The following is a 26,555-nucleotide window of genomic DNA, read 5'->3' as shown; positions in this document are numbered from 1 at the left end:
ACACGCTGCACATCCTGCTGCTGCCGGGGATCATGCTGGCGCTGGTCGGGGTGCACCTGGCGCTGGTGTGGTACCAGAAGCACACCCAGTTCCCGGGGGTGCGGCGCAAGGAGACCAACGTCGTCGGCGTGCGGATCATGCCGTACTTCGCGCTCAAGGGCGGCGCGTTCTTCACCCTGGTCATCGGGGTGCTGGCGCTGATGTCGGGGCTGTTCCAGATCAACCCGGTGTGGAACTTCGGCCCGTACAACCCGGCTCAGGTGTCGGCGGGTTCGCAGCCCGACTGGTACATGGCCTGGGCCGACGGCATGCTCCGGATCTGGCCCGCCTGGGAGGTCTACCTCGGGAACTACACGATCCCGGCGGTGTTCTTCCCCGGCGCGATCGGCATGCCGATCCTGTTCGGCCTGCTGCTCGGCTACCCGTTCATCGAGCGGAAGCTGTCCAAGGACACCGCGCACCACAACCTGCTCCAGCGGCCGCGTGACGCACCGGTCCGCACGGCGCTGGGCGCGATGGCGCTGGGCTTCTTCGCCGTCATCGAGCTGTCGGGCTTCAACGACATCATCGCCGACCAGTTCGACATCTCGCTGAACGCGACGACGTGGGCGGGCCGCATCGGCGTGCTGATCGTGCCGCCGGTGGCGTACTACGTGACCTACCGGCTGTGCATCGGCCTGCAGCGGGCCGACCGCGAGGTGCTCGAGCACGGCGTCGAGACGGGCATCATCAAGCGGCTGCCGCACGGTGAGTTCATCGAGGTCCACCAGCCGCTGGCCGGTGTCGACAGCCACGGCCACGCGATCCCGCTCGAGTACCAGGGCGCTCCGGTGCCGAAGAAGATGAACAAGCTGGGCTCGGCCGGGCACGCCGTCCCGGGCACGTTCTGGTCGCCGGACCCTGCCGAGGAGACTGCCGCGCTGCAGCGGGCCCACGGCAACGGGCACTCGAACGGGCACGCCGAGATCGAGAGCGCGGAGGCGGCCGAGGCCGCGAAGCACTCCGATCACTGAGTTCCGCACACGACGAAGGCCACCTCCCGCGGGAGGTGGCCTTCGGTCGTCTCAGCGGCGTTCTCGGGCGTCGGCCGGGGCCTCCCGGTCTCCGGCTCCGGTGCCGCGTGCGCGCGTGCCACGGAGCCCTTCTCAGTCCTCGGCGCCGATCGCGAAGGCCTGCTCGGTGTCGGCCCGCGAGTACGACCGGAACGCGATGTGCGTGACGGTGTCGAGCACGCCCGGCACCTTCCCGATCCGGCCCGGGATCAGGTCGGCGAGCTCCTCGTGCGCGGACACCTTGACGGTGGCGATGAGGTCGACGTCCCCGGCGCACGAGTAGACCTCGCCGACGCCGTCGATGTCGGCGATCGCCTGCGCCGCGTCCGGGATCGCGTCCGCCTCTACCTGGATCAGCACGATCGCGGTGATCACCTGGGTCCTCCAAGACTCGTCTGCGGGTGTCGCCCGCGATCCTAGGCCGCTGTGCGCGCCAGCCAGTGCTCGGCCAGCGCGCGCTCCCCGGTGATCGTGACGCGCCCGGCGGGCAGGCGGCGGGTGAAGACCAGCAGCAGGTCCCGCACGGGTCCGGCGAGGGTGACGTCGGCGGTGCCGGTGCCGTGGGCCCACTCGACGCCGTCCGGGGTGCGGGTGATGAGCCAGCCCCCGCCTTCGGCCGGCCGGAGGCAGAGGGTCTGGCCGGTGCCGCGCAGCTCGGCGAAGGCCGGTTTGAGGCTCGCCGTGACCGGGTGGGACAGCATTTCCAGCCACTCGGTCACGGCGTCGGCCGCGAGGTCCGGGGCCACGTCGAAGGCCGTTCCCGTGGCGAGGGCGGCGTCGGCGTGGTGGATCGTGGTGTCGTTGAGCATCCGGCGCAGCCAGAACCCGGCCGGCTGGTCGCCGAAGAACGTCCACACGGGCTTGTCGTCGGCGTCCAAGGCGGACTTGGCGAGATCTTCGGCGCCCTGGAGCAGCCAGTCCGCCCAGGTGTCCGTGCTGCCGGGGTCGGCGTCGAGCGGGTCGGGGACCGGTGCCGGGCCGGACCGGACGATGCCGGCGGACCAGCGGTGGGCCTGGCCGATGTGGCCGACCAGGACCCGCAGCGGCCAGTCCGGGCAGGTGGGGACGGGGGAGCCGGGGTCGCCGTCGGCCACTGTTCGCGCGAAGGCGGCGGTGCGGTCGAGGAGTGCCTCGGCGAGTCTCGTGCTGTGCATGGCCGTACCGTAGGAATCCCACTCGGCTGGAGGTTCGACCGAAGGTGACCGAAGACACACTCGGGATCGGCGACCTGGCACGGCGGACGGGGGTGCCGGTCCGCACGATCCGCTTCTACTGCGACGAGGGACTGCTGGAGCCCGCCCGCAGCGGCGGTGGCCACCGCCGGTTCGGCCCGGCGGCGGTCGAGCGGCTGACCCTGGTCCGGCGCCTGCGCGGCCTCGGCCTGGGCCTGCGCGCGATCACCGACGTCGTCGCCGGCCGCCGTTCCCTCGACGACGCGGTGGCCGCCGAGCGGGCGGCGCTGGACCGCGAGGTCGCGACGCTGGCGTGGCGGCGTTCGGTGCTCCGCGCGGTCGAGGAGGCCCCGCCCGCGGACCGCGCGGCCCGGCTCGAGCTGCTGTCGGCGGTCCAGGACGGCTTCTCCGCGCACGACACGCTGGTCCGGCTGTGGCACCCGATGACGACCGGGCCGATCCCGCCGGACACGGCCGAGATGTTCCTCGGCATCAGCGCGCCCCGGCCCCCGGAGCAGCCGACGACCGCGCAGGTGGTCGCGTACGCGTCGCTGGTGCTGCTGGCGGCCGACCGGGCACTGGTGCCGCACGTGCGGGCCAGCACGCTGGTGGCCCACGAGCGCGTCGCGGACCTGGGCGCGCTGCACGCGGAGGTGGGAGCGGCGTGCGGGCTGGCGTCGGCTTCGGTGGCCGCGGGGGAGCCGCCGGCGCCGGGCCCGGCGTTGGACCGCTTCGTGGCGGCGCACGCCTCGGCGTGGGGTCGGGAGGACAGCCCGGAGTTCCGGCGCGCGGTGAACCACCGGACGGCCCCGGACCGGCATCCCCGGCTGCGGCGGTACTGGCACCTGGCGGGCGAGGTGACCGGGGAGGCGGCTCCGATGGGCGTCGCGCACACCTGGCTGCTGGACGCGCTGGACCGCTCGGTGCGGCAGGCTGCTCAGCCCACGTGCTCGAGTGAATGAGCCGTCGACACCAGGTCCAGCCACCCTTGCCAGCCGGCCACCGCGGCCGGTTCCGCCCACGGGCGGGTCGTGCGGACCAGGCGGACGCCCGGCCGGGTCAGCCAGCGCAACAGCACCCCCACCTCCTCCGGGGGCGCGCCGTTCAACGGCCCGGGGTCCGGCAGGACCGTCTCCGCGGAGGCCACCAGAGCCTCCACCACCGGCATCGGCGGCACTCCGCGGCGCGCCACCCCCGCCGAGGCCAGCCGGCCGTAGCGGATCACCGACAGCTCCCAGCCGCCCGAACCGTCCGGGCCCGCCGCGATCAGCTCCGCGATCGAGGCCAGCGACGCCTGCCGGTGGGCGCGGCCCAGCGCGCGGATGAGGTCGGCCAGTTCGTCGCGGTGGCGGGCCGCCTGCTCGTAGTGGCGGCCCTCGGCCAGCCGCTCCACGAGCTGCGCCGCCGTGTGCAGGGGGCGGCCGTCGTGGCCCGCGATGAGCCCCGACACCGACTCGACCGCCGGGACGTACGCCTCGACGCTCTGCCGTCCCGCGCACGGCGCGCCGCACCGGCCCAGCTCCGCCAGCACGCACGGTGTCCCGTTCGGCGACCTCGGCGAGATCCGCTGGGTGCACGTCCGCAGGCCCGAGGCGCCGGCCAGCGTGTCGGCCGTCGCCTTCGCGTCCGCCTGGTTGCGGAACGGGCCCAGCACGCCCGGCCGTGGCAGGCGGACCACCGACAACCGGGGGAACGCCTCTTCCGTCAGCCCGACCCACCAGCCCTGGTGCCGGTTCTTCGACCGCCGGTTGTACGCGGGCCGGTGCGCCGCGATCAGCCGCAGCTCCCGCACTTCCGCCTCCAGGGCGTGCGCGCACACGACGTGGTCGACGCGTTCGGCGATCGCGACCATCTCACGGATCCGGCTCCGCCCTTCCGAACCCGTGAAGTACGTCCGCACGCGCCGGCGCAGGTCCTTCGCCGTGCCGACGTACAGGACCTCGTCCTTCGGCCCCTTGAACAGGTAGACGCCGGGAGCCGACGGCAGGTCCGCCGCCATGTGCCGCTTCGCCCGCTGGGCCACGGTGACCTCGGGCAGGTAGCCCATCAGCTCCTCGAGCGAATGGACGCCGAGGTTGCCGACGCGCTCCAGCAGCCCGTGCAGCACGTCGACCGTCGCCTTCGCGTCGTCGAGCGCCCGGTGCGTCGGCCGGGTCCGGGCGCCGAACAGCAGCGCCAGCGCGGTCAGGTTGTAGCGGCCGACCTCGTCGCGCGGGACGACGCGCCGGGCGAGGCGCGCGGTGCACACCACGGTCGGTTTCGGCCAGGCGTAACCGTGCGCCTCGCAGGCGGCCCGCATGTGCGAGGTGTCGAAGCCGGAGTTGTGCGCCACCAGCACGGAACCGGCGATGAACTCGAGGAACGCCGGCAGCACCTCCTCGATCGGCGGCGCGTCGTACACCATCGTCTGCGTGATGCCCGTCAGCGAGACGATCTGGGGCGGGATCGGCTTGCCCGGGTTGACCAGGGTCCCGAACTCGCCGAGCACCTCACCGCCGTGCACCTTGACCGCGCCGATCTCGGTGATCTCGGAGGCCCCCGGCCCGGCACCGGTGGTCTCGAGGTCGAAGACGACGAAAGTCGTTTCCCGCAAGGGGGTTCCGAGCTCGTCGAACGCGAGCTGAGCCTGGATCGAACGCATGGTCGGGAGAGTAGGGGCGACCACCGACAGTTTTCGGGGGTTCGGGTGGCGGAGCCCCCGGCTCGGGGCGGAGCCCCGGATGGGCACCGACAGTTTTCGGGGGTTCGGGTGGCGGAGCCCCCGGCTCGGGGCGGAGCCCCGGATGGGCACCGACAGTTTTCGTGCGTGGCCGCTCCGTGTGCCGCGCGGGGCGTGATGCGGGGGCGGGGCCTACCCTGGACCAATGCACCCGCAGCCGCTCGTGCCGGAGCCGCCCGAGGACCCCGCTGGTCCGTCGGGTGTCGCGTCGCGCTCCGAGCCGGCTGAGGACGTTGCTGACCAGGGGGAACGGCCCGAACCGGCGACCTGGCCCGCGCTTCCCGAACCCGTCCGGGACCGGATCGCCGAGCTCTCCGCGGCCGCCGTCGCGAAGCTGCCCGCCACCGACGTGCCGCGGCAGCTGCGGCCCGTCGCGAAGTTCGCCCCGGCCAAGCGCGCCAAGCTCGGCGGTGCCGCTCTGCTCGCCGCGCTCGGGGAGTCGTCGCAGTTCCGGACCGCCGTCATCGAATGGCTGCGCGAGCACCGGACCGACGCCCTCGACCCGAACGCCGCCGACTCGGTCGCCGCGGCCGCGGCCGCCGTCCTGCTCGGTGAGTCCGGTGCCGCCGGGCGCGTGCGGCTCGTCGCCAGGAACGCCGAGGAAAACGCCCTGCGCGCCGAACGCGACGCCGCCTTGGCGCGCAGCCAGCGGCTCGAAGCGGAGCTGGCTCAGGTGCGTGCCGAGCTCGTCGAGGCGCAGCGCGCCGCCGAAAGCGCGCGTGGTGAGCGAGAGGGCGAAGTCGAGAAGCTCCTGAAGCGGCTTCGCGAACAAGGTGTCCAATTGCGCCAGGCGAAGGACGCGGCCGAATTGGCGTCCGCCGAGGCCGAACGCGGTTCGACCGCCCGCGCCGAGGAAATCGCCGCCCTCAACGCCCAGCTCGAGCGGGAACGCCAGCGCGTCGCGAACGAGCGTGCCCGCGCCGAACGCGCCGTCGCCGACGCCGACATCGCGCGCCAGTCCGCCCGCGAGGCCCGCGAAGCCGACGAAGTCCGGCTCGCCCTGCTCATCGACACCATCGACGGCGCGGTCACCGGCCTGCGCCGCGAACTCGCCCTCGGCGCGCGCGGTGCCCGGCCTGCGGACATGGTCCGCGGCACCCGCACGGGCACCGGCCAGGGCGGGAAGATCGCCGACGTGTCCACGTTGGACCGCTACCTCGCGCTGCCCAACGTGCACCTGATCGTCGACGGCTACAACGTCACCAAGACCGGCTACCCCGAACTCGCGCTGGCCGACCAGCGCGACCGGCTGATCCACCAGCTGTCCGCCTTGGCCGCGCGCACCTCCGCGGAGGTCACCGTCGTCTTCGACGGCGCCGGCGTGCTGTCGGTCCCGGCGTCGGTGCCGCGCGGGGTGCGGGTGCTGTTCTCCGACCGCGGGGTCCTCGCCGACGACGTGATCCGCAACCTCGTCGCCGCCGAGCCCGCGGGCCGGCCCATGGTCGTCGCGACGTCCGACCGCGCCGTCGCCGACTCCGTGCGGGGCGGGGGCGCCCATCCGGCGCCGTCCGCGCTGCTGGTCAGCCGGCTGTCCCGGGTCTGATCGCCGGAAATTGTCGGTGGTGACCCCTACCGTCCTCTTCAGTCAGTTCCGGCGTGAGGAGGACCACATGAGCGACACCGCAGACCTGTCCCGAGTGGACGTCTCGCACATTTCGGTCGAGGACATCGAAAACCAGGTCATCGACTGCGACCGCTGCGTCGTGCGGGGCATTTCCTGCCACGACTGCGTCGTCAGCGTGCTGCTCGGCGCGCCGCCCGCCGTCGTGTGGGACGCCGACGAGCGCCGCGCCGTGGACGCGCTCGCCGACGCGGGGATGGTGCCCCGGCTGCGCTTGGTGGAGGGACCCGTTCTGCACAGCGCCTGACACGCCCGTTTCGTGTCGGCGCGCCGAATGGTCGATCGGATCAGGTGAACGGTCGGTGACCGAATCGGCCTCCGGAGAAACCCCAGCGTGTAACGCCCGTCACATGTTTTCTCCCCTGCTGGTCCGATGGGGTTTCACGGCGTTACGGAGAGTTTTTGCCCGGGGGGTGGTGGACGTGGTGGCGGTCTTTTCGTAACCTGTCCGAGATCTCGTGGCCCCTGGCCGTCGATAAGGGCGGCGACGCGGGATCGCCGCCGGACGCAGCTTTGTCGGGAAGCTGGGAACCGGAACCACCACCGCGTGCTTCACCTGTTGCGGTCGGCGCATGCCGGACGCACCACCTCGCGGCGGCGGGACAGCGGCGAAGAGGAACCCCCGACCTCTTCGTGCCCCGGTCCCCCTCGGCGGCCGAGACGCAAAGGAGACCCGCGCGACCGTGCAGTCGCATCCAGTTAGGCGCGTGGTTTCAGGTGCCCTCGCGGCGGCCTCGGTGATCACCCTCGTCACCATCGCCCAGCCGACGGCCACCGCCGCCCCCGTCCCCGTACTCCAGGCCCCGCCCACCGGTTCGGACGCCCTCGCCCAGTACCGCGACCTCGCGGCCCAGGCCGAGAAGCTCAACGAAGACCTGCTCAAGGCCCAGGACGACCTGAAGGCCAAGCAGGGTGAGCTCGACAAGGCCACCGGCGACGTCAACGCGGCGAAGGACCAGGCCGCCAAGGCCGCCGAGAACCAGAAGAAGTACCAGACCGAGGTCGACAAGTTCGCCGGCGCGTCGTTCACCAGCGGTGTCCAGCTGAACAAGCTGTCCGCGCTGCTGGCCGGCACGTCCACTCAGGACTTCCTGGACCGGTCGTCCGCGCTCGAGGTCATCGCGACCGAGAAGAACGGCGCGATGGGCAACCTCACCGGTGCCGTGCAGCAGGCGACCGACGCCACGAACAAGGCCTCCGACGCCGCCAAGCGCGCGCAGGACGCCCGTGACGCGGCCGCGAAGCTGACTGACGACATCAAGGCCAAGCAGAAGACGCTGAACGACCAGATCGAGCAGCTCAAGGCGGCCAACAAGAGCCTGAGCGCCCTCGACAAGGCCGCGCAGCGCGACACGGGCTCCGCGGCCCCGGGCCTCAAGGCCCCGACCGCCGCCGCCCAGACGGCGCTCGACGCGGCCCTGAGCAAGCTCGGCAGCCCGTACAGCTGGGGTGCCACCGGACCGAACCAGTTCGACTGCTCGGGCCTGATGCTGTGGGCCTACAAGCAGGCCGGCATCACGCTGCCCCGGTCGAGCCGCGAGCAGTCCACCTTCGGCGCCGCGGTGCCGCGGGACCAGCTCCAGCCGGGCGACCTCGTGTTCTACTACTCGCCCGTTTCGCACGTCGGCATGTACGTCGGCGACGGCAAGATGGTCCACGCGCCCGACACCGGTGACGTCGTGAAGATCTCGCCGCTGCAGAGCCAGTACGCGGGAGCGCGACGCCCGACGTCGTGACCCCGGGATGAACGCAGGAGGGGCGGCACCGCACACGCGGTGCCGCCCCTCCTGCGTTGCAAGCGGCCGCTAGCCTCTGGGGCGTGCTCAAGACCCTCCTCGTGACCAACGACTTCCCGCCGCGGCCCGGGGGGATCCAGAACTACCTGAACTCCCTCGCCACCCGGCTGCCGGCGGACGACCTGGTCGTCTACGCGCCGTCGTGGGAGTCGCGCACGGGGTCGCACGAGGAGTTCGACGCCGAGGCGCCGTTCGAGGTCGTCCGGCACCCGACGTCGCTGATGCTGCCGACGCCGGACGTCCTTCGCCGCGCGAAGCAGATCATGCGTGCGAGGGACTGCGAAGCCGTCTGGTTCGGCGCTGCGGCGCCGCTCGCGCTCCTGGGGCATTCGCTGCGCCAGGCCGGCGCGCGGCGCGTCGTGGCGTCCACGCACGGCCACGAGGTCGGCTGGTCCATGCTCCCGGCCGCGCGGCAGGCGTTGCGGCGCATCGGGGACACTGTGGACGTCGTCACCTACGTGAGCCGGTACACGCGCGGCCGGTTCGCCGCCGCGTTCGGCCCGATGGCCGGGCTGGAGCTGCTGCCGTCCGGGGTGGACACCGAGCTGTACAAACCGGACCCGGCCGGCCGCGCGGAAATCCGGGCGCGCCACGGGCTTTCCGACCGCCCGACGGTCGTGTGCGTGTCGCGGCTCGTCCCGCGCAAGGGCCAGGACCAGCTGATCCGCGCGCTGCCGAAGATCCGGCGGCGCGTCCCGGACGCCGCGCTGCTCATCGTGGGCGGTGGCCCGTACCGCAAGACGCTGACCGGGCTGGTCGCCGAGCTGGGCCTCGAACGCGACGTCGTGCTCACCGGTTCGGTGCCGTGGGCCGAACTGCCCGCGCACTACGCGGCGGGCGACGTCTTCGCGATGCCCGCCCGCACGCGCGGCAAGGGTCTCGACGTCGAGGGGCTCGGCATCGTCTACCTCGAAGCCTCCGCGACCGGCCTGCCGGTGGTCGCGGGCAACTCCGGCGGCGCGCCCGAAGCGGTGCTCGACGAGGTCACCGGGCACGTCGTCGAGGGCCGGGACGTCGACCAGCTCGGCGAGACCGTGGCGAGCCTGCTGGCCGACCCGGTGCGCGCGCGGCGGATGGGCGAGGCCGGCCGCGCCTGGGTGAGCGCGAACTGGCGCTGGGACACCATGGCCGGGCGGCTGTCCGGGCTGCTGGACGGCGACCCGGTGGCCGTCGTCCGCTAAGGCGTGTACAGCGCCGGGTGCCGCGGATCGTCGACGCGCACGACGACGTCGGCCAGCGCGCTCGGGTCGACTTCTTCTTCGTACCGCTCGTAGGCCGGGACCGCCCAGGCGTCCGGTACGCGGCGGCGCAGCGCGGCGGGGGAGAGCCACAGGTGCACGGCCAGGTCGAAGGCCAGGCCGGTGCCCAGCAGCAGCTCGCCGTCGACGAGCACGACCCCGCCTTCGGGCACCGGCACCCGCTCGGCGCGGGTCGCGCGGTCGCGTCCGGCGTCCCACAGCGAAGGCAGGACCTCGCCGGAGCCGTCGTCGCCCAGCGGGTCGAGCACCTCGCGGCGCAGGGCGCCGAGGTCGAGCCAGTCGGTGTAGCGGGCGTCCGGGTCGGTGCGGCCGTGTTCGAAGCGCAGGGACGCCGGCCGCAGGAAGTCGCGTGCCGACACGCGCAGGGCCGCGCGGCCGCGCAGGCGCAGCGGGTCGACCAGGGCGTCCGCGAGGGCTGTGGTTTCCGTCGCACCTTCGGCACCGTCGACGGCGACCGCGATCCGTCGGCGCCCGGTGAGCGCATCGATGCGTTCGGTCAGTTCTTCGGCCAGCACAGCGGGCGAAATCGGGCGGTAGCGCACGGGTACCGATCCTGCACCCGGGCCGGTGCGCGATTTCGTCGTACCCCGATGGGAGGATGGAAGCATGAGTTCTTCAGTGGGGAAGACGGCCGATGTGGGCTGGAACATAGGGGTTTCCCGCACTTTGCCGTACGCGGCGGAGACGGTGTGGGACTTCCTGGTCAGCCGCGACGGCGTCGCGATCTGGCTCGGCCCGGGCGTCGAGCTGCCGCGGGAAGCGGGGGAGGAGTACGAGACGGCGAACGGCACGGTGGGCGAGATCCGCAGCTTCGTCGAGCACGACCGCGTCCGGCTCACCTGGCGGCCGAGCGACTGGGACCACGACTCGACGGTGCAGGTGCGGCTGAGCGGCGCGGGCGCCAAGACGACGCTGCGGTTCCACCAGGAATGGCTCTCGGGCGCGGAAGAACGCGAGGAACAGCGGGCATACTGGCAGGACGTGACCGAGCGCGTCGTGGCGGCACTGGCCGAGCGCTGACGCGGATCCACTGCATGGGGGCGGTATGACGGCGATCGAAGTGGCGGAGGACTTCGCCCAGGACGCGCACCTGTTCGCGGAGATGCTCCGCGCGGGCGGCCCGGTGCGCCGCGCCCGGATGCCGCGCGGCCTGGACTGCTACATCGTCACGGACTTCGCGCTGGCCAGGGCGCTGCTGGCGGATCCCCGGCTGCACAAGGACAACCGGCGCGCGTACGAGCTGTTCGAGGCGAAGTTCCCCGCCGGGGCGACCGGCCAGGGCAGCTTCGGCGAAGCGCTCGGGCGGCACATGCTCAACACCGACCCGCCGGACCACTCGCGGCTGCGCAAGCTGGTCAACAAGGCGTTCACCGGCCGCACGGTGGCCCGGCTGCGCCCGCGGATCGAAGAGATCACCGCCGAGCTGCTCGACGGGCTGGCCGGGCAGGAGCGGGCGGACCTGCTGCCGTCGTTCGCCGCGCCGCTGCCGATCACGGTGATCTGCGAGCTGCTCGGCGTCGCCCCCGAGGACCGCAACGAGTTCTCCGGCTGGTCGAAGACGCTGCTGAGCGCGTCGGCGCCGGAAGACGCGCAGCACGCGGCGCAGAGCATGCTGACCTACCTCACCGGCCTGATCGCGCAGAAGCGGGCCGAGCCGGTCGAAGACCTGCTGTCGGACCTGGTGCACGCGAGCGACGACGGCGACTCGCTGTCCCCGGACGAACTCGTCTCGATGGCGTTCCTGCTGCTGGTCGCCGGGCACGAGACCACGGTCAACCTGATCGCCAACAGCGTCTTGGCGTTGCTGCGCGAGCCGGCGCAGCTGGCCCTGCTGCGCGCCGACCCTTCGTTGCTGCCCAACGCGGTCGAGGAGTTCCTCCGCTTCGACGGCCCGATCCACCTGGCCACGCTGCGCTTCACCGCGGCGGCGGTCGAAGCGGGCGACGTGACGATCCCCGAGGGCGAGTTCGTGCTGATCTCGCTGCTGGGCGCGAACCGCGACGAGGCGAAGTTCGAGGACCCGAACCGGCTCGACGTCACGCGGGCCGCGGGCGGGCACCTGGCCTTCGGGCACGGCATCCACTACTGCGTCGGCGCGCCCCTGGCCCGGCTGGAGGCCGAGATCGCGCTGGGCGGGCTGCTGGCCCGCTTCCCGAACCTGGCCCTGGACGCGAAGCCGGACGACCTCGTCTACCGGTACAGCTCCCTGGTCCACGGCTTGGAGGCCCTGCCCGTCCGACTGTGACGTGCATCACTTGGGGTCGGCCGAAGTGCTCCTTCGCGCGTGAAAGCGCCGAAGCCCGCGCGGGAGGTGCGGGCCGGGTGAAGGGGAGTCACCTTGAGAGCCAGGATTTTCGCGATGGCGGCCGCCGTGCTCGTGGCGGTCGTGGGCTGGGCCGTTCCGGCGGCCGCGGCCGGGTACGACCTGCGTGGCACGGCCGCGGTCGAGGGCGGGCTGAAGGTGCCCGGCGAGCACGTGACCGTGAAGTACACGATCACCAACGCCGGTGACACCACCGTCTACCGCGCTCGCGGGTTCGCCGAGGTGCTCGAAGGCACGCCGTTCCAGGTCGAGTCGGGCTGGGGCGATCTCGGTGCCACCGGGGGCGCGGACTTCGCGCCGGGCGAATCGCGGGAGTACGTCCTGACCGGGAGCCTGGACCACCACGGAGCCGGTCCGGCGAAGGTGCGGCTGTCGGTGAACGTCGTGGACGGCGTGACGCCGCCGCTGGCCGTGACCGACGTGACCGTCCCGGTCGCCGAGGGCACCGGTTCGATCGCCGGTCAGGTGTTCGGCGACGCCGACCAGGACGGTGTCGCCGACCCGGGAGAGGGACTGGCCGGCGTCAGCGTCGAGCTGTACCGCTACGGCGTGAGCCAGACCCGGACGAGCGGACCGGACGGGCGGTTCTCCTTCGAGAACCTCGAGCCCGGCGAATACGACCTCTACCCGTCGCAGGCGCCCGGCGGCTGGGTGCTGCTCGGCGGTGGGCGAACGGTCCGGGTCGACGGCACGGTGCCCGTCGTCGACGTGCCGGTGCGGGCCGTGCGCCCGCTGTCCGAGTCGCTGCGCGCGAAGCTCGTGCTGGACAAGGAGACCTACCACGCGGGCGACCCCGCGGTGATGACCGTGAAGCTGGTCAACACCGGATCGCGTGTCCTGTCCGGTCTTCACGGCTCCTGCGACCGCATCGGCTACGGCCGCGACCTCGACATCACCTCGGCGGGCTGGGGCGAGCTGGACCACTTCGGCGCCGGCGCGACGATCCGGCCGGGGGAGACCCGCGTGTTCCGGGTGCCCGGCACGGTTCGCGACGTCTCGGGGAGCTGGGGCTTCCTCGAGCAGTACTGCGACTTCGGCAACGACGAGAAGTACGGCATCGGGCCCGAAAGCCGGGACACCGCGAAGGTGACCGGGCGGACCGGCACGAGCACCGGGCGGATCGTCACGGACACCGGTGACGGCCTGGCCGGGCAGCTCGTGAAGGCCACCGACCGCGACACGCTCCGCGTGATCACCGCGACGACCGGTGCGGACGGGAGCCTCACCTTCACCGGTCCCGCGGGGCGCTACGACCTGTCGGTGCGCGGCCCGGGGAAACTCGACGGGCCGGCTCCGGTCTACGTGGTGGCCGCGCCCCTGAACGGGAACGGCTGGGTGTTCACGAGGCGAGCCGGCTGAGGGAGTTAGGGTCGGCGGATGGACTCCGCCGACCTGCTCGCTCTCGACGCCCAGCACGTCTGGCACCCCTACGCGCCGATGCCGGCGAAGGTGCCTTCGCTGCTCGTCTCCGAGGCGAGCGGCGTGCGGCTGAAGCTCGCCGACGGGCGGGAGCTCGTCGACGGGATGTCGTCGTGGTGGTCGGCGATCCACGGCTACCGGCACCCGGTGCTCGACGCCGCGCTCGCCGCGCAGGCCGGGCGGATGAGCCACGTCATGTTCGGCGGCCTGACCCACGAGCCCGCGATCACCCTCGCCAAGACCCTGGTCGACCTGACGCCCGAAGGGCTCGAGCACGTCTTCCTCTGCGACTCCGGCTCGGTGTCGGTCGAGGTCGCCGCGAAGATGTGCCTGCAGTACCAGCGTTCCCGCGGGTTGCCGGAGAAGCGGAAGCTGCTCACCTGGCGCGGCGGCTACCACGGCGACACGTTCACGCCGATGAGCGTCTGCGATCCCGAAGGCGGCATGCACTCGCTGTGGCGCGGGGTGCTGCCCGACCAGGTCTTCGTGCCCGCGCCGCCGGCCGGGTTCGACACCCCGCCTGACCAGTCCTATGTGGACACCCTGGCCGAGGCGATCGCCCGGCACGCCGGCGAGCTGGCCGCGGTGATCGTCGAACCGGTCGTGCAGGGTGCCGGCGGGATGCGGTTCCACAGCCCGGCCTACCTGCGCGCGCTGCGGGAACTGACCGAGGCGCACGACGTGCTGCTGATCTTCGACGAGATCGCGACCGGCTTCGGCCGCACCGGCGCGCTGTTCGCCGCCGGGCACGCGGGCGTCACCCCGGACGTCCTCTGCCTCGGCAAGGCGCTCACCGGCGGCTACCTGACCATGGCCGCGGCGCTCTGCACGCCCGAGGTGGCGGCGGGGATCTCCCGGGGCGCGCTGCCGGTCCTCGCGCACGGGCCGACGTTCATGGGCAACCCGCTGGCTTCGGCGGTGGCGAACGCGTCGCTGGGCCTGCTCGCCGACGGCACCTGGCGCGACGACCTCAACCGGCTCGAAAAGGGCCTGCTGGACGGCCTCGCGCCGGCCCGCGACCTGGGTTCCGTGGTGGACGTGCGGGTGCTCGGCGGGATCGGTGTGCTGCAGCTCGACCACCCGGTGGACATGGCGGTGGCGACGCAGGTGGTGACCGAGCACGGTGCCTGGCTGCGGCCGTTCCGCGACCTCGTCTACGCGATGCCGCCGTACGTTTCGAGCGACGACGACCTCGCCGTGATCACCGGTGCGATGCTCGCGGTGGCCGCGAAGGCGTGAATTCACCTCATCGGCTGTGACCGCGCGCACAGCGAGACCCGAAGGCCCTTCATCGTCGCTCTGCGTGCGCGACCAAGATCATCACCACGCGAACGGCGGAGGCCGCAAGTGCTGCTTTCGCCTGAAAAGTCCGGTCCGCGCGTGCCGGGGCAAACGCGAGAAATGCTTGCGTAGCGGACTTTTCGCGCGGTTTCGGCGATCCTGCCCCCATGATCGAGATCGTTCGCGGTGAGCACGACACCGGACCCCCGAAGAAGCCCGAGTTCGCGGAGAACCTCAAGCACGATTTCCTCGCGTCGATAGTCGTCTTCCTCGTCGCCGTCCCCCTCTCCCTCGGCGTGGCCTTCGCCGCCGGGGCGCCGCTCCTCTCGGGCCTGATCTCCGCCGTCGCCGGCGGGCTGGTCGCGAGCCTCCTCGGTGGATCGCCGCTGCAGGTCAGCGGCCCCTCCGCCGCCCTCACCGTGGTGCTGGCCGACACGATCGCCACCCACGGCTGGCCGGTCACCTGCGCGATCACCGTCGCGGCCGGCCTGCTCCAGATCCTCTTCGGGCTCACCCGCCTCGCCCGCGCCGCGCTCGCGGTTTCGCCGGCCATCGTGCACGGGCTGCTCGCCGGCATCGGCGTGACGCTGGTGCTCGGCCAGCTGCACGTCGTGCTCGGCGGCACGGCGCAGGGGTCCGCGCTCGCCAACGTCGTCGCGCTGCCGGGGCAGCTGGCCGGGCACCACGACCAGGCCGTGCTGGTCGGCGTCGTCACCCTCGTGGTGCTGCTGGCCTGGCCACGCCTCCCGAACGCGCTCCGCCGCGTGCCCGCGCCGCTGGCCGCGGTCACCCTGGCCACCGGGCTGTCCGTCGGCACCGGCATGACCCTGCCGCGCGTCGACCTGCCCGCCGGGCTGCCCGCCCTGCACGTCGTGCCGAGGCTGCCCGACGGCGGCTGGGGCGGGTTCGCCCTCGCCGCCGTCACCATCGCGCTGATCGCGGGCCTGGAGAGCCTGCTCTCCGCGGTGTCCGTGGACAAGCTGCGCGGCGGCCCGCGCAGCGACCTCGACCGCGAGCTCGTCGGGCAGGGCGCGGCGAACGTCGCCGCCGGCGCGCTCGGCGGGTTCCCGGTCACCGGCGTGATCGTGCGCAGCATGACCAACCACGAGGCGGGCGCCCGCACCCGGACGTCCGCGATCCTGCACTGCGCCTGGATCCTCGCCGCCTGCCTGCTGCTCACCGGCGTGCTGCGGCTGATCCCGCTGGCCGCCCTCGCCGCGCTGCTGGTGTACGTCGGCGCGAAGCTCGTGAACATCACCGGGCTCAAGGAAGTCCGCCGGCACGGCGACCTGCCGGTGTACGCCGTCACGCTGGCCGGCGCGGTCGCCGTCAACCTGCTCACCGGGGTCGCGGCGGGGATCCTGCTCGCGCTCGCGCTGATGCTGCGGCGGATGATCTTCTCGGGGATCCACGTCGAGAAGGACGGTGAGCGCCACCGGGTCGTCATCGAGGGCGCGCTGACGTTCCTGTCCGTGCCGCGGCTGACCCGGGTGCTCGCCGAGGTGCCGCCGCACGCCGAGGTGACGCTCGAACTGCTCGTCGACTACCTCGACCACGCCGCGTTCGACTGCCTGCGCGGCTGGCAGCAGGCGCACGCCGGGCCGGTGACGGTCGACGAGATCGGGCACCCGTGGTTCGAGCGCGGGACCGCCGGTGCGCCGACCGTGCGCCGCAGCGTCGCCGCGCGCGTCGTGCCGCGGTGGCTCGCGCCGTGGTCGCAGTGGCAGGCCGAGCACGTCGTGCTGCCCGCGCAGCGCACGGCCAGTTCGCTGCTGTGCCGGGGTGCGTCGGAGTTCCAGCGCCGCACCGCGCCGCTGCTGCGCGACACCTGGAGCGGGCTGGCGCACGGCCAGCAGCCGCACACGCTGTTCATCACCTGCGGCGACGCGCGGATCGTGCCGAACCTGATCACCACGAGCGGGCCGGGCGATCTGTTCACCGTGCGGAACATCGGCAACCTGGTGCCGCCCGCGGACGGCGACGACTCGTCCGTCGGCGCGGCGGTCGAGTACGCCGTCGGGGTGCTCGGGGTGGCCGAGATCGTGGTGTGCGGGCATTCCGGCTGCGGCGCGATGAAGGCACTGCTCGGCCAGGCGCCGGCGGGGCTCGTGCAGCTCGGCAGCTGGCTGCGGCACGGCGAAGCGACGCTGCGGCGGCGTTCCCGCGAAGCCCCGCTGCTACTCGGTGGCGAACGGCCGGCCGCCGAGGCCGACCAGCTCGCGCTGCAGAACGTGGTGCAGCAGCTGGACACGCTCCGCGGCTACCCGGTGGTCGCCGCGGCACTGGAGCGCGGCGGGCTGCGGCTCACCGGGATGTACTTCGACGTCGGCGCCGCGCAAGTGTCCCTTTTGGACGACGCGGCCCGCGGGTTCGTCCCGGCGGGCGCGCCGGAGCACTGACCGAGTCGGTCTGCCGTGGGTGGTCAGGGCGGTTCTCACCCGCCCTGACCGCTCACGACAGCGAAACCGTTGTGTGGTACGGGTTTCACCTGTCGGACGACAGGTACTCGATCTTGTGAACGGCACGTTAACGAGCTGTCCGGTTTGTGACGTTCGAGCTAAATGTGGCCAGTTGTTCACTCGAACGGGTGGCACATAGCGGACATTTCACACGATTTCCGGTTGCATGGTGATCATGAGACCCCTCGCCGTGCTCCGCCACGACCTGCCGGCCTCACTGGTCGTCTTCCTCGTAGCTGTCCCCCTGTCCCTCGGCATCGCCCTCGCCTCGGGCGCGCCGGTCGCCGCCGGGCTCGTCGCGGCCGTCGTCGGCGGTGTCGTCGCCGGCGCGCTCGGCGGGTCCGCGCTCCAGGTGAGCGGGCCCGCCGCCGGCCTGACCGTCGTGATGGCCGAAACCATCCAGACGTTCGGCTGGGTCGTCACCTGCGCGATCACCGTCGCCGCCGGCGCGTGTCAGATCCTGCTGGGGCTGAGCCGCATCGCGCGCGCCGCGCTGGCCATCTCGCCGGCCATCGTGCACGGCATGCTGGCCGGCATCGGCGTCACGATCGTGCTCGGCCAGCTGCACGTCATCCTCGGCGGGAAGGCCCAGAGCTCGGCGATCGAGAACATCGCCGAACTGCCCGGCCAGATCGTCGCCCACCACGACTCGGCCGCGCTGATCGGCCTGCTCACCATCGCGATCCTGCTCGTCTGGCCGCGGCTGCCGAAGGCCGTGCAACGCGTGCCGGGGCCGCTCGCCGCGATCGCCGCGGCCACCGTCCTGTCCGTCGTCACCGGGATGACGCTGCCGCGCGTCGAACTGCCGGGTGACCTGCTGAACGTCCACCTCGTGCCGCAGCTGCCCGACGGCGGCTGGGGCGGGTTCGCGCTCGCCGTCGTCACGATCGCCCTGATCGCCAGCGTCGAGAGCCTGCTATCGGCGGTCGCGGTCGACCGCATGCACACCGGCCCGCGCGCCAACCTCGACCGCGAGCTGGTCGGCCAGGGCGCGGCCAACATGGTCTCCGGCGCCCTGGGCGGCCTGCCGGTGACCGGCGTGATCGTCCGCAGCTCCACCAACGTCGCCGCCGGCGCGAAGACGCGGGTGTCCGCGGTGCTGCACGGCGTCTGGGTGCTGCTGTTCGTCGTGCTGCTGGCCGGGCTGATCCAGAGCATCCCGCTGGCCGCGCTGGCCGGGCTGCTCGTCCACGTCGGCGCCAAGCTGGTGAACCCCGGGCACATGAAGACCGTGCTGGCCCACGGCGACCTGCCCGTCTACCTGCTCACCCTGGGCGGGGTCGTCGTGTTCGACCTGCTGACCGGTGTGCTCGCCGGGATCGGGCTGGCGCTGGTGCTGATGCTGCGCCGCACGCTCTGGTCCGGGATCCACGTCGAAACCGAAGGCGGCCGCCGGCGCGTCGTCGTCGAAGGGGTGCTGACGTTCCTGTCCGTGCCGCGGCTGTCGAAGGTGCTCGGCGGCATCCCGGCCGGCGTGCCGGTGCGGCTGGAGCTGGTCGTCGACTACCTCGACCACGCCGCGTTCGAAAGCCTGACCACCTGGCAGCAGGCGCACGAGCGCGCGGGCGGCACCGTGGAGGTCGACGAGGTCGGCCACCCCTGGTTCGGCGAAGGCAAGGCGGGCCGCCCGACGCGGTCCCGGCTCGCCGCGAGCCGGGCGGTGCCGCGCTGGCTCGCGCCGTGGTCGGAATGGCAGGCCGTCGAAGGCATCCCGGCCCAGCAGACCCGCCGCGGCGCCACCGAGTTCCACCGCCGGGCGGCGCCGTTGCTGAAGGACACGTTGTCCGGGCTGGCCGACAGCCAGCGGCCGCGGACGCTGTTCATCACGTGCGGCGATTCTCGCATCGTGCCCAATCTCATCACCACGAGCGGCCCGGGCGACCTGTTCACCATCCGGAACATCGGGAACCTCGTCCCACCCGGGCAAACCGACCCGTCGATGAACGCGTCGATCGAGTTCGCCGTCGGCGTGCTCGGCGTTTCGGAGATCGTCGTCTGCGGCCATTCCTCTTGCGGCGCAATGAAAGCCGTCGTCGACGGCGCGCCGGCGGGCCCGCTGGGCGACTGGCTGCGGCACGTCGAACCGAGCACCCGGCGCGACGGCGCGGTCACCCTCGACGGTGCCCGGCCCGCCCGCGAGGCCGATCGGCTGGCCCTGCACAACGTTCTGCAACAACTCGAGCACCTGCGGGAGTACCCGCTGGTCGCGGCGGCCGAGTCGGCCGGGAAGCTGCAGCTGACCGGCATGTACTTCGACGTCGGGGCCGCGAGCGTGCACCTGCTCGACGGGGAGGCGCACGCGTTCGTCGCCGCCGGGCAGTAGCCCGAACGGCGGTTCCCGGGCTGGGCACGACATGCGAACTTCGTGCGTCCACAAGGCACACGAGAGCAGGGACTCGTGGGCCGTCGCACGAAGGGGGATGACCGAGCCATGTCGCTTTCCAGACGTTTCCGGGTGACAGCCGTGGCCGTGCTGGCCGCGGTCGCCGGGTTCCCGGCCACCGCGGCCGCATCGGGCCCCGCACTCGCGTGGGGCCCGTGCGCCGGGGTGCCGGAACCGAGCCAGGGCCTGCAGTGCACGTCGATGAGCGTGCCGCTCGACTACGCGCGGCCGGGCGGTCAGCAGATCACGCTCGCGTTCTCCCGGCTGCCCGCCGCGGACCCGGCGAAGCGCCGGGGCGTGCTGCTGCTGAACCCGGGCTCGCAGGGCGATTCCCAGCTTTCCCTGCCCCTGCAGCTGATCGCGCTGGGCCTGCCGCAGTCCGTGCGGGACACCTACGACCTCGTCGCGTTCGACCCGCGCGGGGCGGGCAACAGCACCCGGGTGACGTGCGACCTGCCCGTGACGTTCATGATCCCGCCCGCCTACGCCGTGACGAACGCGGACGTCGACAAGCAGGCCGGGGTCGCCCGCCAGAACGCCCAGGGCTGCGCGGCCGCGCCCTCGGCGCCGCTGCTGCCCTACATCACCGTCCGGAACGTCGCGCGCGACCTCGACGGCATCCGCGCGGCGCTGGGCGAACGGAAGGTTTCGTTCCTCGGCTACTCCTTCGGCGCCTTCCTCGGCGCCACCTACGCCACGATGTACCCGGCGCGCACGGACCGGTTCGTGCTGGACAGCTCGACCGGGCCGAACGGCCTCGACTTCACCTGGTCGCGCCGGTTCGCCCCAGGCCTCGAGAAGCACTTCCCCGACTTCGCCGCCTGGGCGGCGTCCCAGAACGCGACGTACGGCCTCGGCAGCACACCCGAAGCCGTCAAGGCGAAGTACTTCGAGCTGGCCGCGAAGCTCGACCAGACGCCGATCGAGACCGTCGACGGCGCCACGTTCCGCTGGATCAACGAGGCGCTGACCCAGTCGGACGCGACGTTCCCGCTGCTGGCCCAGGTCTACCAGCAGGCCGCGGACGGCACGATCTCGCGGCCGCCGCTGCCGCCCGGCTTCGACTTCTCCGGGCTGCTCTCGATCGTGTGCAACATGGACGGCTGGCCCACCGACGTCGAGGTCTACCGGCGCGCGGTGAACCACGACCGGGCGGCCTACCCGCTGCTGGGCGCGGCCGCGGCGAACGTCTGGGCGTGCGCGTTCTGGCCCGCGCGCAAGACCGAGCCGCAGGTGCGCATCGGAGACCACGGGCCGTCGAACATCCTGATGGTCCAGAACCTGCGCGACAACGGGACGGACTACCCGGGCGGCGTCGAGATGCGGCGCGCGCTGGGTGACCGGGCGCGGCTGGTGACCGTCGACCAGGGCGGCCACCGCGCGTACCTGTTCGGCACCAACGCCTGCGCGAACGCCACGGTGGCCCGGTGGCTCGCCGACGGCGTCCGTCCGGCGGCCGACACCACCTGCCCCGCCTGAGCCCGGGCTGCGGACCGGTCCCCGGGGTCACTATGTTCATGGTCCGTGACCATGCTGGTGATGACGGGGACCGGGACCGGGGTCGGCAAGACGATCACCACGGCGGCGATCGCGGCCCTGGCCGTGGCGGGCGGGCAGCGCGTCGCCGTGCTGAAACCCGCCCAGACCGGCGTGCGGCCGGACGAACCGGGCGACCTGGCCGACGTCCGCCGGCTCGCCGGCACCGGCGTCACCACCCGGGAGCTGCGCCGCTACCCGGACCCGCTCTCGCCGGAGGCCGCCGCCCGCCGCAGCGGCCTGCCGACGCTTGACCCCGGGGAGATCGCCCAGGCGGCGGCCGACCTGGACAACGGCCACGACCTCACCCTCATCGAAGGCGCGGGCGGCCTGCTCGTGCGCTTCGACGGCGCCGGGGCCAGCCTCGCCGACGTCGCGTGGTCGCTGGGGTCGTTGGTGATCATCGTGGCCGAGGCGGGCCTGGGCACGCTCAACGCGACCGCGCTCACCGCCGAGGTCGCCACGAAACGCGGGCTGACCGTCGCCGGGGTGATCATCGGCGCCTGGCCGGCCGAACCGGACCTCGCGGCGCTGTCCAACCTCGAAGACCTGCCGGTCGCGGCCGGGGCCCCGCTGCTCGGCGTGCTGCCGGCCGGGCTCGGCGAGGCCTCGCCCGAGGAGTTCCTGGCCGCGGCGCGGGCCGGGCTCTCGCCGTGGTTCGGCGGCGAGTTCGACCCCGAGCTGTTCGCCGGGTGCGCGTCCGCCGAGAAGTGACGTGCGTCGCTGTCGTCCCGCGCCGCCGTCGTGCACGATGAGGGACGCTTTCCCCACGACCAAGGAGCAGCCGTGACCGCAGTCCCGGACACCGACGTCCTCGCCTACGCGCGCGAACGCGTCCTCGAAAACGGCGTCGGCCTGGGCGAAGCCGAGGTCCTCGAGGTGCTGCGGCTGCCCGACGAGCGGCTGCCCGACCTGCTCGCGCTCGCGCACGAGGTGCGGATGCGCTGGTGCGGCCCCGAGGTCGAGGTCGAGGGCATCATCAGCCTGAAGACCGGCGGCTGCCCCGAGGACTGCCACTTCTGCTCGCAGTCGGGCCGCTTCCCGACGCCGGTGCGGTCGGCGTGGCTCGACATCCCGAACCTGGTCAAGGCGGCCCGCCAGACCGCCGAGACGGGCGCGACGGAGTTCTGCATCGTCGCGGCCGTGCGCGGCCCGGACAAGCGGCTGCTCTCGCAGGTCCGCGAAGGCGTCCGCGCGATCCGGGAAGACGGCAACGACATCCAGATCGCGTGCTCCCTCGGCATGCTCACGCAGGAGCAGGTCGACGAGCTCGTCGAGATGGGCGTGCACCGCTACAACCACAACCTCGAGACGGCGCGCTCGCACTTCCCGGCGGTCGTCACGACCCACACGTGGGAAGAGCGCTGGGACACGCTGCGGATGGTCGCCGAGGCGGGCATGGAGGTCTGCTGCGGCGGCATCATCGGCATGGGGGAGACGGTCGAGCAGCGCGCGGAGTTCGCGGTGCAGCTGGCCGAGCTGAGCCCGCACGAGGTGCCGATGAACTTCCTCATCCCGCAGCCTGGGACGCCTTACGAGGACTACGAGATCGTCGAGGGCCGTGACGCGCTCCGGACGGTCGCGGCGTTCCGGCTCGCCATGCCGCGAACGATGCTGCGGTTCGCCGGGGGGCGTGAGCTGACCCTGGGTGACCTTGGTGCCGAGCAGGGGATGCTCGGCGGTATCAACGCGATCATCGTCGGGAACTACCTGACCAACCTGGGGCGGCCTGCTTCCGCTGACCTCGAGATGCTCGATGAGCTCAAGATGCCGATCAAGGCGCTCAGTGACAGCCTCTGACGCTCCCGCCTTTTGTGTCCATTGTGGACAGGCTTCGGCCGGGGGCGCCGACCACCCGGCTTGCCACAACCCGAGGACGGCGCTGGAACCGCCGCGCTACTGCACGTTCTGCGCGCGGCGGTTGGTGGTTCAGGTGAGCCCGCTCGGCTGGACGGCGCGCTGCAGCCGTCACGGCGAGACGGCGAGTGGCTGAGGGTGGCTCGGCTGGCGTTAACGAACCATTTCGTTCATGAGGGGGTCGGTGTAACGAACCAGATCGTTCATTGCTGATCCTTGAGGGTGGCGAGTTGGTTGGCGTCGGGGCTCCGGGCTCCGGGCTCCGGGCTCGCAGGTGGAGCGGTGAGGTAACTAACCGGATCGTTCGCACGCCCGCGGCCGCGAGGTAACTCACCGGATCGTTCATAGCGGCGCGCCCGGGTGGCCGGATCGGGCGGCGAAGTAACTAACCAGATCGTTCACACGTCGATGGCCGCGCAGTAACTCACCAGATCGTTCATAGCGGCGCGCCGGGATGACCGGGTCGGGCAGTGAGGTAACTAACCGGATCGTTCACAACAAAGCCTGTCAGCCCCGACACGACCGAGCGCCTCACGGCGCTCGCGCACCGACCGGTTACCCTCGGTCGCACCATGTCGCAGGAGGGAGTCCGGGTGAGTGAGTCGTCGGGGCCCGCGCATCGGCCGTCGGCTGTGGCCGGGCCGTGGTCGGTGCCCGTGCTTTTCCGGGAGCGGCGGCCGAAGGTCGTCGTCAAGGCCGACCTGCTGCCCGCCGTGAGCGTGCTCGGCACCCTCAGCCTGCTGAGCTTCCCGCTCGCCTTCGCCTGGTCGCGCCTCGCGCCGCCGGAACGCGTGCGCATCATCGCCTCCGACGGCACCCAGGGCGCCCTGGAACTCGAGAGCTGGCACCGCTTCGACGACCTCGCCGTCTTCGGGCTCATGACGCTCGGGCTCGGGATCGTCGTCGGTGTCGTCGTCTGGCTGCTGCGTGAACGCCGCGGGCCCGTCGTGTTCCTCGCCGCCGTGCTCGGGGTCGCCCTCGCGAGCGCGCTGGCCATGCTGCTCGGCGTCGGCTGGGCGAACAGCCACTACGCGATCGGCTCCGCCCCCGCGCTCGGCTCGGTGATCGAGCTGGCGCCACGGCTCGAGTCGTGGTGGGTGCTCCTCACCGGCCCGCTCGGCGTCACGATCGCCTACAGCCTCCTCGCCACCTGGAACGGCCGCGACGACCTCGGCCGCCGCCTCGGCTGAAGCGCGCCCCCGCGGCGGGCACTTTCCCCTAGTCTGGTGGCTCGACCACAGGGGGATCACCAGTGACTGAAGACATCGAGGTCTCGCGGCACAACGCCGTCCGCTTTCCCGGCATCAGCCCGCGCGCATACGAGCACCCCGTGGACCGCGGCGCGCTCGCGACCCTGCGCGCGGTGCCCGGGTTCGCCCAGGTCGTCAAGGCCGTTTCGGGCTTCTACAACGAGCGCGGCGAGCGGCTGATGGCGCTCGCCTCGTCGATCCGCGTCGGGCCGAAGCAGTACCCGGAGCTCGACCGGCTGCGCCACGAGTGCGCCGAGACGCTCGACCTGCCCGCCGTGCCGAACGTGTTCGTCTACCAGGACCCGCGCATCCAGGCGTCGGCCGTCGGCATGGACGAGCCGTTCATCCGGCTCAGCACCGGGCTCGTCGAGCTGATGAGCCACGAGTCGCTGCGGTTCGCGATCGGGCACGAGATGGGGCACGTGCTGTCCGGGCACACGGTCTACCGCACGATCATGGTGCGCCTGATCGGCCTGCAGATGTCGCTGTCGTGGACGCCGGTGAGCGCGCTCGGCATCCGGGCGATCATCGCGGCGCTGCGCGAGTGGTACCGCAAGGCCGAGCTGTCCTGCGACCGCGCCGGGCTGCTGTGCGGCCAGGACCCGACCGCCGCCCTGCGGGCGCAGATCCAGGTGGCCGGCGGCGTCGACCCGGCGCGGATCGACATCCCGTCGTTCCTGCAGCAGGCGAGCGAGTACGAGTCGGTCGAAGACATCCGGGACAGCTTCCTCAAGCTCAAGTTCGTCGAGACGGAGACGCACCCGTTCGCGGTGGTCCGCGCGGCGCAGCTGCAGAAGTGGGCGGCGTCGGAGGAGTACCGAGCGATCCTGGCGGGCGACTACCCGCGTCGCGACGACGACACCCCGACGTCCGACTGGAAGGACGACCTCAAGTCGGCGGCCAAGTCGTACAAGGACTCGTGGAGCGCGTCGGCCGACCCCCTGACGAAGGTGTTCAGCGACGTCGGCGAAGCCGTCTCCAGCACGGCGGGCAAGGTCTGGAGCAAGTTCGGGACCGGGGACTGATCAGTTCAGGCTGGCCGGGCGGCTCAGGTCGGTGAGCTCGCCCGGCGGCAGCGGCACCGCGCCCAGCGTGTCCAGGAACCCCGCCTCGCGCGTCAGCAGCCGGCACGCGATGCGCAGCCGGCGCAGCGGGTGGCGTTCCTCCAGCAGCCGCTGCCGGTCGTCCAGGGGGAGCAGGCAGTCGGCGGCCAGCAGGTAGGCCAGGTCGCCGATGTCGGCCTCCGCGTCCGGGGTGTGCCAGTCATCGCTGCGCCAGGCCGTTTCGCAGTAGCGCCGGTGCGCCGTGCGGGCGACCGTCGCGAGGCGCTCGGCCATGTCCCCGCCCGGGGACACCGGGTCGTCGTCGATCCACTCCACCGACGCGATCAGGTAGGGCGCCGACGTGCAGTCGAGCTCCCGCAGCCGGAACCGGCGCTGGGCCTGCGTCACGACGTCGAAGCGGCCGTCCGGCAGGCGCTTCGCCTCACGCAGGATCGTGCTGCAGCCGAACTCGTACAGCTGGTCCAGACCACGTACTTCGCGGGTGAGCGACGAACGCAGGGCCACGACCCCGAATTCGCGGCCCGGCACCGTTCCGCTCACGAGATCCGCGGTCAGCTGGCGGTAGCGCGGCTCGAAGATGTGGAGGGGGAGTTTCGTCCCCGGAAGCAGAACGGTCTGCAACGGGAACAACGGCAGCAATGTCGTCGTCGCGTCGCTTTCCGGTTCCGGCTCGGTCACGGCTCCACGGTAAGGGGAGAACGCCTCCGCCGCAGCACGGTCACTTGTTCGGCGGCTTGAACACGGCAAACGGGTCGGTGATCTGCATGCCCTTGCCCGCGAAGGAGAACAGTGCCGCCGGACGCCCGCCCGCGCGGCCCGGCGGGGCCGTGTGCCCGGTCGGCACCAGCAGGCCGCGCCGGGACAGCACGCGCTGCAGGTTGGTCGCCGAGACGCGGTAGCCCAGCGCGGCCGAATACAGCCCGCGCAGCGCCGAAATCGTGAACTCGTCGGGCGCGAGCGCGAAGCCGAGGTTCGTGTAGGAGAGCTTCGACCGCAGCCGGTCGCGGGCGCGCAGCACGATCGCCTCGTGGTCGAACGCCGTGCGCGGCAGCTTCGCGACGTCGTGCCACTCGGTGTCTTCGGGCACCTCGGGGTCGACGTCGGAGGGGACGAGCCCGAGAAACGCCGTCGCCACCACGCGCGGGCCGGGCACCCGGCGCGGGTCGCTGAACACCGCGAGCTGCTCGACGTGCTTGAGCTGGCGGACGTCGACCTTCTCGGCGAGCTGGCGCCGGATCGACGTCTCGACGTCCTCGTCGGGCCGCAGCCGCCCGCCCGGCAGCGACCAGCGGCCGAGGTGCGGGTCGAGCGCGCGGCGCCACAGCAGGACCCGCAGTGTGTCCGAGCGCACTTGAAGGACCGCT

At 72.5% G+C, this 26,555-nt stretch carries 24 protein-coding genes; 18 read left to right on the top strand and 6 right to left on the bottom strand.

Features of this window, described 5'->3' with window-relative positions:
- On the top strand, positions 1–1,013 hold a 1,013-nt coding region (locus ACYVLJ_RS15805; protein WP_460439124.1), incomplete at its 5' end, for a cytochrome b.
- 132 nt (positions 1,014–1,145) lie between these two features.
- Here ACYVLJ_RS15805 and ACYVLJ_RS15800 read toward each other — a convergent pair.
- Together ACYVLJ_RS15800 and ACYVLJ_RS15795 are read right to left on the bottom strand one after the other, a co-directional pair.
- Positions 1,146–1,427, bottom strand: a complete 282-nt coding sequence (locus tag ACYVLJ_RS15800) for an Lrp/AsnC family transcriptional regulator (protein WP_284750247.1) — start codon at positions 1,425–1,427, stop codon at positions 1,146–1,148.
- A 41-nt stretch (positions 1,428–1,468) separates the two neighbouring features.
- Positions 1,469–2,206, bottom strand: coding sequence for a maleylpyruvate isomerase family mycothiol-dependent enzyme (locus ACYVLJ_RS15795; protein ID WP_460439123.1), 738 nt, complete (start codon positions 2,204–2,206; stop codon positions 1,469–1,471).
- A 44-nt stretch (positions 2,207–2,250) separates the two neighbouring features.
- On the opposite strand from ACYVLJ_RS15795, the gene ACYVLJ_RS15790 reads away from it, so the two are divergent.
- Positions 2,251–3,186 carry a MerR family transcriptional regulator gene (locus ACYVLJ_RS15790; protein WP_451974189.1) on the top strand — a complete coding sequence of 312 codons (936 nt, stop codon included), beginning with the start codon at positions 2,251–2,253 and terminating at the stop codon, positions 3,184–3,186.
- Here ACYVLJ_RS15790 and ACYVLJ_RS15785 read toward each other — a convergent pair.
- Positions 3,162–4,865 carry a DEDD exonuclease domain-containing protein gene (locus tag ACYVLJ_RS15785; RefSeq protein WP_460439122.1) on the bottom strand — a complete coding sequence of 568 codons (1,704 nt, stop codon included), beginning with the start codon at positions 4,863–4,865 and terminating at the stop codon, positions 3,162–3,164. The genes ACYVLJ_RS15790 and ACYVLJ_RS15785 overlap by 25 nt on opposite strands.
- Before the next feature lie 223 nt (positions 4,866–5,088).
- On the opposite strand from ACYVLJ_RS15785, the gene ACYVLJ_RS15780 reads away from it, so the two are divergent.
- The 4 genes from ACYVLJ_RS15780 to ACYVLJ_RS15765 all read left to right on the top strand — a co-directional run bounded on the left by ACYVLJ_RS15780 (position 5,089) and on the right by ACYVLJ_RS15765 (position 9,541).
- The gene (locus tag ACYVLJ_RS15780) at positions 5,089–6,486 is read left to right on the top strand and encodes an NYN domain-containing protein (RefSeq protein ID WP_460439121.1); all 1,398 of its coding nucleotides are present in this window, start codon (positions 5,089–5,091) and stop codon (positions 6,484–6,486) included.
- 67 nt (positions 6,487–6,553) lie between these two features.
- The gene (locus tag ACYVLJ_RS15775; RefSeq protein ID WP_451974183.1) at positions 6,554–6,811 is read left to right on the top strand and encodes a hypothetical protein; all 258 of its coding nucleotides are present in this window, start codon (positions 6,554–6,556) and stop codon (positions 6,809–6,811) included.
- 436 nt (positions 6,812–7,247) lie between these two features.
- Positions 7,248–8,300 (top strand): NlpC/P60 family protein, encoded by a 1,053-nt coding sequence (locus tag ACYVLJ_RS15770; RefSeq protein ID WP_460439120.1) that lies wholly within the window; start codon positions 7,248–7,250, stop codon positions 8,298–8,300.
- 83 nt (positions 8,301–8,383) lie between these two features.
- Positions 8,384–9,541, top strand: a complete 1,158-nt coding sequence (locus ACYVLJ_RS15765; RefSeq protein WP_451974179.1) for a glycosyltransferase family 4 protein — start codon at positions 8,384–8,386, stop codon at positions 9,539–9,541.
- Here the strand turns inward: ACYVLJ_RS15765 and ACYVLJ_RS15760 are convergent.
- Positions 9,538–10,161 carry a nucleoside/nucleotide kinase family protein gene (locus ACYVLJ_RS15760; RefSeq protein WP_460439119.1) on the bottom strand — a complete coding sequence of 208 codons (624 nt, stop codon included), beginning with the start codon at positions 10,159–10,161 and terminating at the stop codon, positions 9,538–9,540. The two genes, ACYVLJ_RS15765 and ACYVLJ_RS15760, sit on opposite strands and share 4 nt — an antisense overlap.
- 64 nt (positions 10,162–10,225) lie before the next feature.
- Here ACYVLJ_RS15760 and ACYVLJ_RS15755 point away from each other — a divergent pair, with 64 nt between their 5' ends.
- The 12 genes from ACYVLJ_RS15755 (at position 10,226) to ACYVLJ_RS15700 (ending at position 25,152) form a co-directional block, all read left to right on the top strand.
- Positions 10,226–10,639, top strand: a complete 414-nt coding sequence (locus tag ACYVLJ_RS15755) for an SRPBCC family protein (protein ID WP_451974175.1) — start codon at positions 10,226–10,228, stop codon at positions 10,637–10,639.
- Between the two features lie 25 nt (positions 10,640–10,664).
- On the top strand, positions 10,665–11,864 hold the full coding sequence (locus ACYVLJ_RS15750) for a cytochrome P450 family protein (RefSeq protein ID WP_460439118.1): 1,200 nt from the start codon (positions 10,665–10,667) through the stop codon (positions 11,862–11,864).
- 93 nt (positions 11,865–11,957) lie between these two features.
- A complete protein-coding gene (locus ACYVLJ_RS15745) occupies positions 11,958–13,301 on the top strand; it encodes an SdrD B-like domain-containing protein (protein ID WP_460439117.1) in 1,344 nt (447 codons plus the stop codon).
- A gap of 18 nt (positions 13,302–13,319) precedes the next feature.
- Complete coding sequence (locus ACYVLJ_RS15740) at positions 13,320–14,600, top strand: aspartate aminotransferase family protein (protein ID WP_460439116.1); 1,281 nt, start codon at positions 13,320–13,322, stop codon at positions 14,598–14,600.
- Positions 14,601–14,809: 209 nt separating this feature from the next.
- Positions 14,810–17,041: a bifunctional SulP family inorganic anion transporter/carbonic anhydrase gene (locus tag ACYVLJ_RS15735; protein ID WP_460439115.1), complete on the top strand. Its 2,232-nt coding sequence runs from the start codon at positions 14,810–14,812 to the stop codon at positions 17,039–17,041.
- 226 nt (positions 17,042–17,267) lie between these two features.
- Positions 17,268–19,424, top strand: coding sequence for a SulP family inorganic anion transporter (locus tag ACYVLJ_RS15730; protein WP_451974165.1), 2,157 nt, complete (start codon positions 17,268–17,270; stop codon positions 19,422–19,424).
- A gap of 132 nt (positions 19,425–19,556) precedes the next feature.
- On the top strand, positions 19,557–20,963 hold the full coding sequence (locus ACYVLJ_RS15725; RefSeq protein ID WP_460439114.1) for an alpha/beta hydrolase: 1,407 nt from the start codon (positions 19,557–19,559) through the stop codon (positions 20,961–20,963).
- A 45-nt stretch (positions 20,964–21,008) separates the two neighbouring features.
- Positions 21,009–21,734 (top strand): dethiobiotin synthase, encoded by a 726-nt coding sequence (gene bioD / locus ACYVLJ_RS15720; protein ID WP_460439113.1) that lies wholly within the window; start codon positions 21,009–21,011, stop codon positions 21,732–21,734.
- A gap of 72 nt (positions 21,735–21,806) precedes the next feature.
- Positions 21,807–22,820: a biotin synthase BioB gene (gene bioB / locus ACYVLJ_RS15715; RefSeq protein WP_451974159.1), complete on the top strand. Its 1,014-nt coding sequence runs from the start codon at positions 21,807–21,809 to the stop codon at positions 22,818–22,820.
- A complete protein-coding gene (bsaP, locus tag ACYVLJ_RS15710; RefSeq protein WP_451974157.1) occupies positions 22,777–23,013 on the top strand; it encodes a biotin synthase auxiliary protein BsaP in 237 nt (78 codons plus the stop codon). The genes bioB and bsaP overlap by 44 nt, the downstream gene beginning before the upstream one ends.
- Positions 23,014–23,470: 457 nt before the next feature.
- Positions 23,471–24,067, top strand: a complete 597-nt coding sequence (locus ACYVLJ_RS15705; protein ID WP_451974155.1) for a DUF2567 domain-containing protein — start codon at positions 23,471–23,473, stop codon at positions 24,065–24,067.
- 62 nt (positions 24,068–24,129) lie between these two features.
- The gene (locus tag ACYVLJ_RS15700) at positions 24,130–25,152 is read left to right on the top strand and encodes a M48 family metallopeptidase (RefSeq protein ID WP_460439112.1); all 1,023 of its coding nucleotides are present in this window, start codon (positions 24,130–24,132) and stop codon (positions 25,150–25,152) included.
- Here the strand turns inward: ACYVLJ_RS15700 and ACYVLJ_RS15695 are convergent, their stop codons facing one another.
- Positions 25,153–25,869 carry an LON peptidase substrate-binding domain-containing protein gene (locus ACYVLJ_RS15695; RefSeq protein ID WP_451974151.1) on the bottom strand — a complete coding sequence of 239 codons (717 nt, stop codon included), beginning with the start codon at positions 25,867–25,869 and terminating at the stop codon, positions 25,153–25,155. It abuts the gene before it with no gap.
- Between the two features lie 40 nt (positions 25,870–25,909).
- The gene (locus tag ACYVLJ_RS15690; RefSeq protein WP_451974149.1) at positions 25,910–26,542 is read right to left on the bottom strand and encodes an NUDIX hydrolase; all 633 of its coding nucleotides are present in this window, start codon (positions 26,540–26,542) and stop codon (positions 25,910–25,912) included.
- Positions 26,543–26,555 lie beyond the last annotated feature (13 nt).

This window comes from Amycolatopsis stemonae, from assembly GCF_054781455.1.
This window is presented reverse-complemented; position numbering and strand designations above follow the sequence as displayed.

Coding starts and splice junctions, on each gene's coding strand:
- ACYVLJ_RS15795 (WP_460439123.1), bottom strand. CDS start 2,206: ATGCACAGCACGAGACTCGCCGAGGCACTCCTCGACCGCACCGCCGCC.
- ACYVLJ_RS15785 (WP_460439122.1), bottom strand. CDS start 4,865: ATGCGTTCGATCCAGGCTCAGCTCGCGTTCGACGAGCTCGGAACCCCC.
- ACYVLJ_RS15780 (WP_460439121.1), top strand. CDS start 5,089: ATGCACCCGCAGCCGCTCGTGCCGGAGCCGCCCGAGGACCCCGCTGGT.
- ACYVLJ_RS15775 (WP_451974183.1), top strand. CDS start 6,554: ATGAGCGACACCGCAGACCTGTCCCGAGTGGACGTCTCGCACATTTCG.
- ACYVLJ_RS15755 (WP_451974175.1), top strand. CDS start 10,226: ATGAGTTCTTCAGTGGGGAAGACGGCCGATGTGGGCTGGAACATAGGG.
- ACYVLJ_RS15750 (WP_460439118.1), top strand. CDS start 10,665: ATGACGGCGATCGAAGTGGCGGAGGACTTCGCCCAGGACGCGCACCTG.
- ACYVLJ_RS15740 (WP_460439116.1), top strand. CDS start 13,320: ATGGACTCCGCCGACCTGCTCGCTCTCGACGCCCAGCACGTCTGGCAC.
- ACYVLJ_RS15735 (WP_460439115.1), top strand. CDS start 14,810: ATGATCGAGATCGTTCGCGGTGAGCACGACACCGGACCCCCGAAGAAG.
- ACYVLJ_RS15730 (WP_451974165.1), top strand. CDS start 17,268: ATGGTGATCATGAGACCCCTCGCCGTGCTCCGCCACGACCTGCCGGCC.
- bsaP (WP_451974157.1), top strand. CDS start 22,777: ATGAGCTCAAGATGCCGATCAAGGCGCTCAGTGACAGCCTCTGACGCT.